9 protein-coding genes and 1 pseudogene are annotated in these 13,371 nt (G+C 61.1%); 4 read left to right on the plus strand and 6 right to left on the minus strand.

The annotated features are described in order from the left end of the window. Positions 1–106: 106 nt before the first annotated feature. Positions 107–1,513: a glutamate--ammonia ligase gene (gene glnA / locus F753_RS47555; protein WP_014821904.1), complete on the minus strand. Its 1,407-nt coding sequence runs from the start codon at positions 1,511–1,513 to the stop codon at positions 107–109. A 338-nt stretch (positions 1,514–1,851) separates the two neighbouring features. Between glnA and thiI the strand changes: the two genes are divergently transcribed. Further along, entirely contained in the window at positions 1,852–3,306 is a 1,455-nt protein-coding gene (gene thiI / locus F753_RS47560; RefSeq protein WP_023447092.1) for a tRNA uracil 4-sulfurtransferase ThiI, read from the plus strand. 167 nt (positions 3,307–3,473) lie between these two features. After that, on the plus strand, positions 3,474–5,294 hold the full coding sequence (gene typA / locus F753_RS47565) for a translational GTPase TypA (RefSeq protein WP_023447093.1): 1,821 nt from the start codon (positions 3,474–3,476) through the stop codon (positions 5,292–5,294). Between the two features lie 489 nt (positions 5,295–5,783). On the opposite strand, the gene F753_RS49655 is transcribed toward typA, so the two are convergent. From F753_RS49655 to F753_RS47580, 5 genes are all read right to left on the minus strand, one after another. Then, positions 5,784–5,948 (minus strand): hypothetical protein, encoded by a 165-nt coding sequence (locus F753_RS49655; RefSeq protein WP_023447095.1) that lies wholly within the window; start codon positions 5,946–5,948, stop codon positions 5,784–5,786. Between the two features lie 173 nt (positions 5,949–6,121). Beyond that, the gene (locus F753_RS0125370; protein WP_023447096.1) at positions 6,122–7,324 is read right to left on the minus strand and encodes a coiled-coil domain-containing protein; all 1,203 of its coding nucleotides are present in this window, start codon (positions 7,322–7,324) and stop codon (positions 6,122–6,124) included. 87 nt (positions 7,325–7,411) lie between these two features. Continuing rightward, entirely contained in the window at positions 7,412–9,070 is a 1,659-nt protein-coding gene (locus F753_RS47570; protein WP_031298464.1) for a hypothetical protein, read from the minus strand. Between the two features lie 10 nt (positions 9,071–9,080). Beyond that, positions 9,081–9,590 carry an SMI1/KNR4 family protein gene (locus F753_RS47575; protein ID WP_023444484.1) on the minus strand — a complete coding sequence of 170 codons (510 nt, stop codon included), beginning with the start codon at positions 9,588–9,590 and terminating at the stop codon, positions 9,081–9,083. After that, positions 9,587–10,618: a helix-turn-helix transcriptional regulator gene (locus tag F753_RS47580; RefSeq protein ID WP_023444485.1), complete on the minus strand. Its 1,032-nt coding sequence runs from the start codon at positions 10,616–10,618 to the stop codon at positions 9,587–9,589. Before F753_RS47580 ends, F753_RS47575 begins: the two co-directional genes overlap by 4 nt. Before the next feature lie 453 nt (positions 10,619–11,071). Between F753_RS47580 and F753_RS49660 the strand changes: the two are divergent. Both F753_RS49660 and F753_RS47585 read left to right on the plus strand, forming a co-directional pair. Further along, positions 11,072–11,286 (plus strand): annotated as a pseudogene (locus tag F753_RS49660) (translational GTPase TypA); the annotation flags it as partial. Positions 11,287–11,749: 463 nt separating this feature from the next. Continuing rightward, positions 11,750–13,371 (plus strand): methyl-accepting chemotaxis protein (locus F753_RS47585; RefSeq protein ID WP_023447098.1); only part of this gene is annotated, 1,622 nt, incomplete at its 3' end.

The following is a 13,371-nucleotide window of genomic DNA, read 5'->3' on the forward strand; positions in this document are numbered from 1 at the left end:
TGCGATCGGTGGGATTTGCGAGGTGTGACAAGCTGCACGAATCGCCGCCGGACTGCAGAAACGAAGAAGGCCACCCGAGGGTGGCCTTCCTGTCACGCGAGCTGGATCAGACGCTGTAGTACAGGTCGTATTCCAGCGGGTGCACGAAGGTGCGCACCTTGATCTCTTCCTCGGACTTCAGCTCGATGTAGGCATCGATGAACTCGTCGGAGAACACGCCGCCCTTGGTCAGGAACGCGCGGCCCTTGTCCAGCTCTTCCAGGGCTTCCTTCAGGCTGCCGCACACCTGCGGGATCAGCTTGCCTTCTTCCGGCGGCAGGTCGTACAGGTTCTTGTCGGCTGCATCGCCAGGGTGGATCTTGTTCTGGATGCCGTCCAGGCCAGCCATCAGCAGTGCAGCGAAGCACAGGTACGGGTTGGCAGCCGGGTCCGGGAAGCGCGCTTCGATACGACGGGCTTTCGGGCTGGAAACGTACGGAATACGGATCGAGGCGGAACGGTTGCGGGCCGAGTAGGCCAGCATGACCGGTGCTTCGAAGCCCGGGACCAGACGCTTGTAGGAGTTGGTCGACGGGTTGGTGAAACCGTTCAGCGCCTTGCCGTGCTTGATGATGCCGCCGATGAAGTACAGGGCGGTCTCGGACAGGCCGGCATAGCCTTCGCCAGCGAAGGTGTTCTTGCCATCCTTGGAGATGGACATGTGTACGTGCATACCCGAACCGTTGTCGCCATACAGCGGCTTCGGCATGAAGGTCGCGGTCTTGCCATAGGCGTCGGCGACGTTGTGTACGCAGTACTTCAGGGTCTGAACTTCGTCAGCCTTGGCAACCAGGGTGTTGAACTTCACGCCGATCTCGTTCTGACCGGCAGTCGCCACTTCGTGGTGGTGAACCTCAACGACCAGGCCCATTTCTTCCATGGCGTTGCACATGGCGGTACGGATTTCGTGGTCGTGATCGCACGGCGGAACCGGGAAGTAGCCGCCCTTGACGGCCGGGCGGTGGCCCTTGTTGCCGCCCTCGACATCCTGGTCGGTCATCCAGGAGCCCTGCTCGGAGTAGATCTTGAACATCGAGCCGGAGATGTCCGACTTGAACTTGACCTGGTCGAAGATGAAGAACTCCGGCTCCGGGCCGACGAATACGGTGTCACCGATGCCGGTGCCTTTGAGGAACTCTTCGGCGCGCTTGGCGATGGAGCGCGGATCGCGGTCGTAGCCCTGCATGGTGCTCGGCTCGACGATGTCGCATACCAGGATCAGGGTCGGCTCTTCGGTGAACGGATCCAGCACGGCGGTTTCGTCGACCGGCATCAGGATCATGTCGGAGGCTTCGATGCCTTTCCAGCCATGGATGGAGGAGCCGTCGAACATCTTGCCGTGCTCGAAGAAGTCTTCATCCTGGGCATCACGAGCCGGAACGGTGACGTGGTGCTGCTTGCCTTTGGTATCGGTGAAGCGCAGATCAATCCACTTCACATCGTAATCTTTGATCAGTTGAAGCGACTTCGACATGGTGTTCTCCAAGTGGTGGAAGCGTGACAGTGAGCTTCCGAATCAGGGTGAAGCCGGGCGGCGATGTTCCGCCAAGGCGACCTGCCTCACAAGAGAGCAAATTGCATGCCAGTGCTCTTTCTTGGGACTGCAGGCCTCTGGCAGCGCTGCGGCAGCGTTTGCGCGTCTCAAAGCGTAGCTGCTGCACTGGATTGATGCGCGGTATTGGTGCGGCTCGCCGGTAATGTGCATTCGTTTGGTGCGTTCTGCTGCGTTTGAAGAAAGCGGTTAAATGTTGAGCAGTTTCCGCTATACTCCGCGCCCCTCTTTTCCTGCCACATCGGCGCCGCGCTGTTTCCATGAAGCTGATCGTCAAGGTTTTCCCCGAAATCACCATCAAGAGCCCGCCGGTGCGCAAGGGCTTCATTCGCCAATTGGCGAAGAACATCCGCACCGTGCTGCGCGAGCTCGATCCCGACCTGCGGGTCGAGGGCGTGTGGGACAACATCGAGGTGGAAACCGTGCGCAGCGAGCCGAAGCTGCTGCGCGAGATGATCGAGCGCCTGCGCTGCACGCCCGGCATCGCCCATTGCCTGGAAGTGCACGAGTACCCGCTGGGCGATCTCGACGACATCGTCGCCAGATGCAAGGCGCACTACGCCGAGCGCCTGCCGGGCAAGATCTTCGCCGTGCGCTGCAAGCGTGCCGGCAAGCATCCGTTCAGCTCCATGGACGTCGAGCGCCACGTTGGCAGCCAGCTGCGCCAGCAGTGCGGCGCCGCCGGTATTTCGCTGAAAACACCGGAAGTCGAAGTGCGCATGGAGATCCGCGACCAGCGCCTGTTCGTCGTGCACGAGCAGCATGACGGCATCGGCGGCTACCCGCTGGGCGCTCTGGAGCAGACGCTGGTATTGATGTCCGGTGGTTTCGATTCCACCGTCGCCGCCTATCAGATGATGCGCCGCGGGCTGATGACGCATTTCTGCTTCTTCAATCTCGGCGGGCGTGCCCACGAGCTGGGCGTGATGGAAGTCGCTCATTATCTGTGGAAGAAGTACGGCAGCTCGCACCGTGTGCTGTTCATCAGCGTGCCGTTCGAGGAAGTGGTCGGTGAAATCCTGCAGAAGGTCGACAACAGCCAGATGGGCGTCGTCCTCAAGCGCATGATGCTGCGCGTCTCGACGCAGATCGCCGAGCGCCTGCACATCGACGCGCTGGTCACCGGCGAGGCGATCTCGCAGGTCTCCAGCCAGACCCTGCCGAACCTCTCGGTAATCGACTCGGCCACCGACATGCTGGTGCTGCGCCCGCTGATCGCCAGCCACAAGCAGGACATCATCGACACCGCCTTCGAGATCGGCACCGCCGAGTTTGCCAAGAACATGCCCGAGTACTGCGGCGTGATCTCGGTGAACCCGACCACCAAGGCCAAGCGCTATCGTATAGAGCACGAAGAAAAGCAGTTCGACATGGCTATCCTGGAGCGTGCGCTGGCGAGTGCCCGCCAGGTTGCCATCGACCGCGTGATCGACGAGCTGGGCCAGGATTTGCAGGTGGAAGAAGTCGTCGAGCCGAGCGCTGGCCAGGTCATCCTCGACATTCGTCACCCCGACAGCGCCGAGGACGAACCGCTCGAGCTGCCGGGCATCGAAGTTCAGACGCTGCCGTTCTACGCACTGAACAACCGATTCAAGGAGCTGGATGAAAACCGCCAGTACCTGCTGTATTGCGACAAAGGTGTCATGAGCCGCCTGCATGCTCACCATCTGCTGAGCGAGGGGCATGTCAATGTACGCGTCTATCGTCCGGCCTGACTCATCGGTGAAACAGCCGGGGCTGCTTGGCGGCAGCATCCGCCACCGCCCTCCCGACCGGCACTGATCGCAAGGCCAGGCCGTACAACCCTCGGACAGACTGTCTTCGTCCGGACTACTTCCAGCTTCCAGCCTCAGCTCGAAGCTATCTACAGAGAAAAGAATCAGTGATCGAGAATCTACGCAACATCGCCATCATCGCCCACGTTGACCATGGCAAGACCACCCTCGTCGACAAGCTGCTGCGTCTGTCCGGCACCCTGGATCGCAAGGAGCTGGAAAACGAGCGCGTGATGGACTCCAACGACCAGGAAAAGGAACGCGGCATCACCATCCTGGCCAAGAACACTGCGCTGAAGTGGAAGGACTACAGCATCAATATCGTCGACACCCCCGGCCACGCCGACTTCGGCGGTGAAGTCGAGCGCGTGATGTCGATGGTCGACTCCGTGCTGCTGGTGGTCGACGCTCAGGACGGCCCCATGCCGCAGACCCGCTTCGTGACCCAGAAGGCGTTCAAGGCCGGCCTGCGTCCGATCGTCGTGGTCAACAAGATCGACCGTCCGGGCGCGCGTCCGGACTGGGTAATCGACCAGATCTTCGACCTGTTCGACAACCTCGGCGCCACCGACGAGCAGCTGGACTTCCCGATCGTCTACGCCAGTGCTCTGAACGGCATTGCCGGTATGGACCACGAGAAGATGGATGACGACATGGATGCCCTGTTCCAGGCCATCGTCGACCACGTGCCGGCGCCAGTCGTCGACGCAAGCGGCCCGTTCCAGATGCAGATTTCCCAGCTGGACTACAACAGCTTCCTCGGCGTGATCGGCATCGGCCGCATCGCCCGCGGCACCATCAAGGCCAACACGCCGGTTACCGCCATCGGTGCCGACGGCAAGAAGCGCAACGGTCGTATCCTCAAGATCATGGGCCACTCCGGTCTGCAGCGCGTTGAAGTGCAGGAAGCCGAAGCGGGCGACATCGTCTGCGTATCCGGCATGGACGAGCTGTACATCTCCGACACCCTGTGCGACCAGAACAATGTCGAAGCGCTGCCGCCGCTGACCGTCGACCAGCCGACCGTGAGCATGACCTTCCAGGTCAACGACTCGCCGTTCGCCGGTAAGGAAGGCAAGTTCGTCACCAGCCGCAACATCAAGGATCGTCTGGAGAAGGAGCTGCTGCACAACGTTGCCCTGCGCGTCGAGCCAGGCGATAGCCCTGAGAAGTTCAAGGTTTCCGGTCGTGGCGAGCTGCATCTTTCGGTACTGATCGAAACCATGCGCCGCGAAGGCTTCGAGCTGGCCGTAGGCCGCCCGGAAGTGGTAATCATCGAGAACGAGGCCGGCGACAAGCAGGAGCCGTACGAGAACGTCACCATCGATATCGAAGAGCAGCACCAGGGTCCGGTGATGGAGCAGATGGGCCTGCGTAAGGGCGACCTGAGCAACATGGTCCCGGATGGCAAGGGTCGTGTGCGTCTGGAGTACACCATCCCGGCGCGTGGCCTGATCGGCTTCCGTAACAACTTCCTGACCATGACCTCGGGTAGCGGCATCCTGACCTCGACCTTCAGTCACTACGGCCCGATCAAGGCCGGCGAAGTGACCAACCGCCAGAACGGCGTGCTGGTTTCGATGGCTACCGGTACCGCACTGACCTACTCGCTGGAAACCCTGCAGGCGCGCGGCAAGCTGTTCCTGGCGCCGGGCGACGAGATCTACGAAGGCCAGCTGTGCGGCATCAACAGCCGTGACAACGACCTGGTGCTCAACCCCACCAAGGGCAAGAAGCTCGACAACATGCGCGCTTCCGGCAAGGACGAAGTCATCGCCCTGGTTCCGCCGATCAAGTTCACCCTCGAGCAGGCGCTGGAATTCATCGCCGACGACGAGCTGGTGGAAGTGACGCCGAAGTCGATCCGCCTGCGCAAGAAGTACCTCAACGAGAACGACCGCAAGCGCTTCGAGCGCAGCAAGGTCTAAACACTGTTGCAGTAAGACAAAGGCGCCTTCGGGCGCCTTTGTTGTTTTAGGCTTGATTGCAATCCAGGCGGTGCCTGGCCTTAGATCCTATGGGGCATGGTTTTGATCAAAGGAGCGAATGGCAGGCTGGCATCAACACTTCGGTCGGGCCTTGGGCAGCGCTTCTCTAGTAGGTAGCAGCGCCAATTACAGAGTAATGCCGGTACCGTCAGGCCAAGACCGATCCAGGGGGCCAGCCAACGTCAGCAAGCGCAATGACGAGCCCGCCGATAGCCGCACCCAGGCCCATCCCAAGGTGCCTCACCGAGGTGTTCAGGGAGGCTCCGGTACTGCTGCTGGCTGGGGCGCTATGGAGCCGGAAGCTTTGCACGACCGGAGAAACCATACAGCTGATGGTCTCCAGGGCATCACGCTCGGGATGAAGATGGCGCTGTGCAAGCTCAGCGGAATGTCGCAGTGCCAGGCAGAAGGTGAGAAAAATCACCATGGCTAGACGAGGCCGACGCGCTCGGCCAGCCGGTTGCCCAGATAGCCGCCCAGAGCCGCCAGGCCGATCAGCAAGGGCAGTCCGCTCACCGTGGAAACGTCGGTCGTTCCAAGCATCGTCGCTAGATACGGCGTGAAATAGAGGATGAGATGTCCACCGAGCAGCAAGATAGAGACGGCCTGCGCCAGCTAGCGCGGTCGATGGCTCAGTTGTCTCAGAAAACCGCGCGACCAGCAGGGTGCTAGAACGGCTGTCGGGTATGGGGCTTGCGGTGCACGCTCCGCTCTCGCCGCTGCGCGGCGAAAGACGGAACTGGCTACCCAGGCCGTGCCGCGTCGCTTCAGAGTAGTGCCCAGTGCTGCGCTGCCTGCCATCCCAGCGAGGCGATGGACAACACGGTGGCGCCGACGAGCACCAGGCGCTGATGCGACAGGCTCAACGCTTGCTTGGCCACCAGAGCGCTCAGATGGTCGGCCAACTGCTCCTGTGAATTCGTCAGGTTTTCACGCTGGCTTTCGAGTGACCGGACCAGGGATTCTTCCATTGCCGCTGAGCGATGCTTGACGTCGGCTTCGTGGGCTTCGATTCGTTCCTGCATGCTGTGGCTATGAGCCAGCTGCCACTGGTCCTGCCTTTCAGCCTGGGCGGCATGCTGTTCGCTCAGCGTAGCGATGCGGCTGTCCTGTGAGGCAGCTCGTTCGCTCTGTTGCACCTCGAACGCTTGTGCATCCTGCAGAAGCTGCTTGTGAAACGTCTGGTTTTCCTCTGCCAGTTGGGTGAACTCGGTGCGGTTCTGCTGCGCCTGTACGTCCATCGCATCGGCCAGGCGCCTTTCGTTTTCCACCTGGCGCCGCTCCACCTCATCGAGCCCCGCCGCCAAGCGATTCAGACAGTGCTTTTCAACTTCCTCCATCTGCTGTTCCAGGTTGTTGCGCAATGCCTGGCCGGCGCTGTCGATCCGCTGTTCGGCTTCGGTCACGAGACGTACGCAGCCCACCAGTTTCTGTGCCTGCTCCTGAGTCAGGCCCTTGGCTTCCAGAAGTCCCTGATTCGCGGCATTGATCGCGTCCTGTTGTTCGCCCAGCTGAATCTGTTGCGCAAGGATTCTCTCGTTCTGCGCCTGGAGTTCTTCAGCCTGCTTCTTCAGCAGATTCTGCTGTTGCAACAGCAGAATCTGCTGGTCGCTCAGTACCTTTGAGATGGCGGTGTTGACCACCAGTAACTGGGACGATTTCTGCGTCAGTTGACCGATCGAGGCGTTGAGGTCCAACTGTGCTTCCTGGATCTTGTCGCTGCGACCGTAGAACCAGTTGCCGACGAAGTTTCCCTCTTTTTTCTCCTGCCTGAGCTTGGCCAGGCGCTTGGCTTCGGACTGGACCTTCTGCTGGTCGTCGTTGAGGCCGTGCAGCAGTTCCTTGATGTTGCTCTGCTGGATGATTCGCTCGGGCACGCTCAGGTTGGAAAATGCCTGCACGATCTGCAGTTCTTGGGAGTTTTCCGCGCCGGACTTGGTGACGGCGGGCGCTGTGGTTTCGAGGGGCATTGGCTGTCCTGTCGAGGCTGCATGGGTTGGGGCGGTCGAATACGCGGTGCATCACGCCCTTCGCGCGATGAGCCCGCGTGGGCTGGTTCAGAGGGGTTTCAGGAATTCTTCGATTTCTGCCTGGCTCTCGTTGATGTAATTGATCATGCGTCGGCTTTTCTCGACCTGTTCTCGGGTGCTGGCCACGGCGCTGTCGAGGCTGGCCAGTGCTGCGGCTGATGCAATGCCTGCATTGCCCAAGGTTGCGCCCGTCTGGCGGTACAGCTCGATCGATTGGGTATAGCGCTCGACATTGCCGAGCGACGCTTCGGATAGCGTCACCAGTTCGGCGGCAAAGACCTCTCGCCTCGCTGCATCTGCTATCAGTTCGTCGAGCAGGCGCTCCCCCCGGGCATGGCGATCGAAGAGGCAGTCGATCTGGTACGCCAGAAACGCCGACAGCAGGCCGCTGGCGATGCCTACCAGCACGGGCGTGAGCAAGTCGGCGAAGGGCTTGAGAAAGGGAATGGTGGCCATGAAGGTGGCGACAGTTTCCGACAGCAGGATGCCCACCGAACTGATCACCACGGTGCCGAGAAGCTTGAGGCCTTCCTGCAGGGCCTGGGCCTGGGTCATGTGTGCAGGTGGAAAGAGCATCATCCTGGCCGCACGGAACAGGCCAAGCAGGCCTTCGCGGATCATGCTGACGAAGCGCTTGGCGGTGGACAGGAAGTTGTTCAGCAGGAAGGTCAGCAGGTTGCTGACGAAACCGCTGACACCACCCTGGATCATCTGCGAGAGCGCCGTCGGCACCTTCCGTGCCACCTGTTCGGCCACATGCATCAGGCGCTGGCTGATCTTCCTCAAAAGCGACTCACCCAGTTCGACGCCATGCCGGATGAGCGCTTTCACCTCGTTGAACAGAGCGTTGACCAACTCGGTCAGCAACATGCCAAGCGCTTGGCGAGCCCCCATCAAAGCGGCCTGTTTGCCGCCCGTAGCAAGCAGCTCCGTGGCCTGCTTCTTGAGCAGTGCCCGGTTCGCCGTGCTATCGATGTGCTTGCGGGCAGTATCGTGTTTTTCCTGGATCAGTTCCTCATCCGCGCCGAATTTCTGCGCGTTGGTTTCGCCGTTCTCACGTTCCTTGGCAGCCCACTCGCGCAGGTCCTCGTCGCCTTTCGACCCGTTGAGGGGCTGGTTGGTAAGGGCCAGGTTCTCATCGCTGTTGACCACTTCACGAATGCGGCTGACGTCTACGGTCTCGCCGTCCTCGGACACCTGCCCAAGTGCGAGATGCATTTTGGGGTCACTGTGCGTTTCCGAAATGGAGACGACGTGATCCAGTTCGGCACGCGCTTCTTCGCCGTTCTTCAGCTCCACTGTGCCGTCGGCGCGCACGGTTTGTCCGGTGTACTCGTCCCGGGATTGGGCTATCCGCTCGTCGCGCTTGTCATTCCAGGTTTTTCCGCCTGCCGTATCGGCGTTTTCCTGCGTCTTGATCTCGTACTCCGCGCGTACCTGCTTGTCGTACTTCTTGCGCGAGTGTTCGTGGAGTTTCTTGTCGGAGTCGGTAGCGACGTAGTCGTCGTCTTCGCGCGCGAAGTTATGAAGCGTGGTGACGTTCCCGCCGTTGCGGTCGACGTCCTTGAACATGGCGGTGGACAGGCCGAACGTGCCGATGACTTGGGAAAGTACCTGCTGCTGGCAGTCGTCGAACAGCTTCTGCAGGCGCTGCTCGCGCGTCATCGTGGTGAGCGTAGGTTCCATGGGAGTTATCTCAGGCGGTCTTGCGCATGATGAAATTACCGAACCAGTCGGCGAAGGAGGGTGCGAGTAGCGTGCGCTGGGGCATGTCGTGAAGTACCTCGATCACCTGCCCGTAATGGCCCTGATCGGCCGGAGCGAGGTCCAGGCACAGATAATCGCCGCCGCCGTCGGAGGCGAAGGGCAGCCATGCCTTGTCCCACCAGGACGCTCTGATGCCGGTATCGGATTCGGGGGTACGCGCGGCGAAGTCACCACCTTCCAGCAGGGCCGTCCAGGCGGACCAGCTCAGCGTGATCTGCCGGCTCGAGAGGAATTCGTAGTCGTCGAACAGCCAGCCGGCCTGCCCACGCTGGCCATCATGGACTTTCAGGCAGGCGGTGAAGTCAGCGGGCAAGGGCTTGCCCAGCAGCTGTTCCAGAGCCGCTATGGCGGTGTCGTCAGCCGGAGGGTTGAGGTCTGCCTGGCGAGCCGGGTCATATGTGGCCAGCCAGGCTTCCAGGTGTTGCCAGAGCTCGTTCATGGTGTTGCCTTGAGGGTCGGCGCCGTCGCTTCGTAGCGACGACGCATCAGTTCCAGTTTGGAGCGGATCTGTGTTTGCCATACCGTCGGTTCGTGAACCTGGATGTTGTCGTTCAGCCCGAAGATCCACCAGAGCGTTTCCTGATCCTGCGGGACCCGAGCGCGCAGGCGCTGCCAGTCGCCCTCGGCAAGTGGTTCCAGGCTCTGGTCGGTGCTCAGCAGGGTTTCCTTGAGGAGCCAGGCGATCTGTGGTGACACGTCCGCTACCAGTTCCACATCGTCTATCAGGGGCGAGGCATTGAGGCCGTTTCGGATGTAATGGTCGACAACGAGGGGCTCGCTGCAATCGGCGGCGACCTCCAGGCATTCAGCCTGCTGAATGCGATGCATCGCGAACTGGCTAAGGTCGCCATAGCCGTCGACGGTGCCTATCAGGTAGCTGATGGAGTGACGGGAAACCAGGCCAGCGGGGTGCAGCAGCAGCTCCTTGCGCTCGGCCTTGCTCCGGCTGAGGTAGGAGACCCTGAGCCGCCGGCGCTCCAGCAGGGCGGTCGACACTTCTCGCCAGACAGCGGCATGCACCTGGGCGGGCAGCAGGGCCTTGTCGTTGGGATGGGCACGCACACGGCGCGCCCAGTGTGCGAGATCGTTCTGGCCGAGGTCTTCCAAGTAATTGCGTGCCTTGTTGAACTGCGGACCCAACAGATTGATGACCGACTGCGGCAGCAAGCTCTTCAGATGACTTTCGGCCAGGACGAGCGCGAGTGCCGTCGACGGCTCCATGTCTCTGAGGTCGAGCGGGGTGTCCTTGGTGTGACTCCAGCGATAACGGCCACTACTTTCATCACTGATCAGCGAGAAGGGGATGGAGAGTCGATTCAGGTCCCGCTGGACGGTGCGCAGATCCACCGAGAATCCACGCTCGTGCAGTTTTTCCAGCAGCGTGGGAGAGGAAACATATCTTGGGTATTCGGGAATCAGGCGCAACAAAGTGAACAACCTGAGTAGCGTATCCTCCGCTTCGGACATGGGTTACTACCTTACATATTTCCTGTAACTGCCAGATACGTGACGCCACGAATATAGCCAGCTTATCCTGCTTGATGGCTACTCGCCATGATTCGTTTCAGCCGATGGTTTCCGCATTCCGCTGGCTTCATCTGGCGGACCACTTGTCCTTCTCCTTGAGCTGACGAAATTCGTCATGAAACGCATAGGCTTTGCGGAGAACTACAACGAGACCGATCATGGCATGAATGTTTTTCATGCTGGATTCCTCTGCTGGGTTTATGGCTGGTTGCGAGCCGAGCGGGTATTGGCAAGTGACAGCTGGCGCGTAGCCGTCATCTCTGACGGCGGGAGCCGGAATCAAGCATGGCGCAGCCGCACGACAGTTCATGTCGTGTTCGCGGGTTCCGTTGTTTGTCGGGCGGGGCGATGGGCTTAACGCGTCGGCGACGTGTGGCGAATATTGCGATCATTCAGGCCCGTTTCGTGACCCAGAAGGCTTTCAAGCCCGGCTTGGTTCGATCGTCGTGGTGAACAAAATCTACCGTCTGGGCGCGCGACCTGACTGGGCCATATGCCAGATCTTCGACCTGTTCGACAACCTCGTCGCCACCGACGAGCCTCGACTTCCCGATCGTCTACGCCAGCCTCCGAACGGCATCGCCGGCATGGATCACGACAACATGGATGCTCATTGCTGACGACGAGGCTGGTTGAAGTGACGCCGAAGTCGATCCGCCTGCGCAAGAAGTACCTCAACGAGAACGACCGCAAGCGCTTCGAGCGTAGCAAGGTCTGACACCGTTGCGAGACCACAGAAAGGCGCCTTCGGGCGCCTTTTTGCTGTCTGGCGATTGCCGGGCCCGGTGCTCCGGTGTGGTGATCGGGACAGTTGTCACACTGGCCGGTGGGCGATTTCAGAAAAATTGTACAAGACCTCTGCAAGCAGTGTATTTGAGCCTGCGATATTTCACTGCGAACACTGGAGCGCTCTTATTCCGCCGCTTTCGGCCGGCAGTTCGTCGATAAAACTTGTACAAGTAATGTCATGGTGACATTATGTTGTACAAGTTTTGCCCCGCTCTGAGTATCGCTCGGAGCATCAACGACTGACTGAATGGCTGCCTCGCAGTCTGGCTAGAGGAGTGTTCGATGAACAAGCAGATGTCGGTATCCATGCGCCTGGGCCTGGGGTTTCTGGTGATCCTGGCGCTTATGGTGGCGGTTGCCGTGGTCAGTGCGCTCAAAGTCGACGTCATCGACCGCAGCATGAGCCAGATCAGCTCGCAGGCCGGCCTGAAGCAACGCTATGCGATCAACTTCCGCGGCAGCGTGCACGATCGTGCGATTGCCGTGCGGGACGCCGTCAGTGCGGCCGATCCGGCGTTCGCCCGTGAGCAGGTGGCGGAGATCGAGCGGCTGGCGCAGCTGTACACCGATTCGGCGCAGCCGATGAAGGCGATGCTTGCGCAGCCCTCCGCCGATGCCGTGGAAAAGCAGCTGATGCTGCAGATCGAGACCATCGAGGCGAAGACCAACGCGCTGACCCAGCAGGTGGTCGAACTGCGCTTCAGCGAGGGCTCGGGGCGCGCCTACGAATTCCTCCTGGAAAACGTCGCCGGGGCCTATAGCGAGTGGCTGCGGCTGATCAATGCGTTCATCGATCACCAGGAAGCGAGCATCAATCAGGACGTGACCGTGGTCCGCGAAACCGCCAGCGGCTTCCTCGCGCTCATCGTCGCGGTGACCGGTGTGGCGGTTCTGCTGGGTGTGGCCATCGCCGTGGTGATCATTCGCAAGCTGCGTTCGACCCTCGGTGCCGAGCCCGACGAGGTGGCGCGCGTGATCGGCAACCTGGCCAATGGCGATCTGGGTCAGCTGATCGTCACGCCATACCCAGACAGCGTCATGGGTGCGACGGCGAAGATGGCCAGCCGGCTGACCTCGATCATCGCCGAGGTGCGCGCGGCCGCCGATGGCGTCGGCGTCGCCTCGGGTGAATTGCGTACCTCATCGGCGAACAGCAATCAGCAGATCCAGCACCAGTCGGCCGAGGCTGAGCAGGTCGCCACGGCGATCAACCAGATGGCCACGACGGTGAACGAGGTGGCGAGCTTCGCCGCCCGTGCCGCGGCTGCGGCGAAGAGCGCCGACGAGCAGGTCGAGACCGGTACGCGGATCGTCGGCGAGACGGCCATCTCCATCCATAACCTGGCCAAGGTGCTGGAGAGCGCGACCGAAACCGTCAACCAGGTCTCGGCGCAAAGCGGCGACATCGAGAAGATCCTGCAGGTCATCACCGCTATCGCCGAGCAGACCAACCTGCTCGCGCTCAACGCCGCCATCGAGGCGGCCCGTGCCGGCGAGCATGGCCGTGGTTTCGCGGTGGTAGCCGACGAGGTGCGCTCGCTGGCCAATCGCACGCAGCTGTCGTCCAGCGAGATCAGCGAGATGATCGCCTCGCTGCAGGCCGGCGCTGGCAGGGCGGTGGAGGTAATGCAGTCGAGCAAGCTGCTGGCTCAGCAGACCGTCGAGCAGACGCTGCAGGCGGAAAATGCGCTGACCAAGATTCGTCAGGAAGTGGGCTCGATCAACGAGATGAACGCGCAGATCGCGACGGCTTCCGAGGAGCAGAGCGCGGTGGCGGAAGAGGTCAACCAGAGCGTCACGCGCATCCACGACTCGACTGTCGCCAGTTCCGCTGCATCGAATCAGGTGGCGTCCTCCAGCCAGGACCTGACCATGCTGGCCGAGGAGCTGAATCGGCGGGGGAA

Origin of the sequence: Stutzerimonas chloritidismutans AW-1, assembly GCF_000495915.1 — a bacterium.
GTDB classification, from domain to species: domain Bacteria; phylum Pseudomonadota; class Gammaproteobacteria; order Pseudomonadales; family Pseudomonadaceae; genus Stutzerimonas; species Stutzerimonas chloritidismutans.

Excerpts from the sequence above, each read along its gene's own strand:
- glnA (WP_014821904.1), bottom strand. The coding sequence starts at position 1,513 with ATGTCGAAGTCGCTTCAACTGATCAAAGATTACGATGTGAAGTGGATT.
- thiI (WP_023447092.1), top strand. The coding sequence starts at position 1,852 with ATGAAGCTGATCGTCAAGGTTTTCCCCGAAATCACCATCAAGAGCCCG.
- F753_RS0125370 (WP_023447096.1), bottom strand. The coding sequence starts at position 7,324 with ATGCCCCTCGAAACCACAGCGCCCGCCGTCACCAAGTCCGGCGCGGAA.
- F753_RS47570 (WP_031298464.1), bottom strand. The coding sequence starts at position 9,070 with ATGGAACCTACGCTCACCACGATGACGCGCGAGCAGCGCCTGCAGAAG.
- F753_RS47575 (WP_023444484.1), bottom strand. The coding sequence starts at position 9,590 with ATGAACGAGCTCTGGCAACACCTGGAAGCCTGGCTGGCCACATATGAC.
- F753_RS47580 (WP_023444485.1), bottom strand. The coding sequence starts at position 10,618 with ATGTCCGAAGCGGAGGATACGCTACTCAGGTTGTTCACTTTGTTGCGC.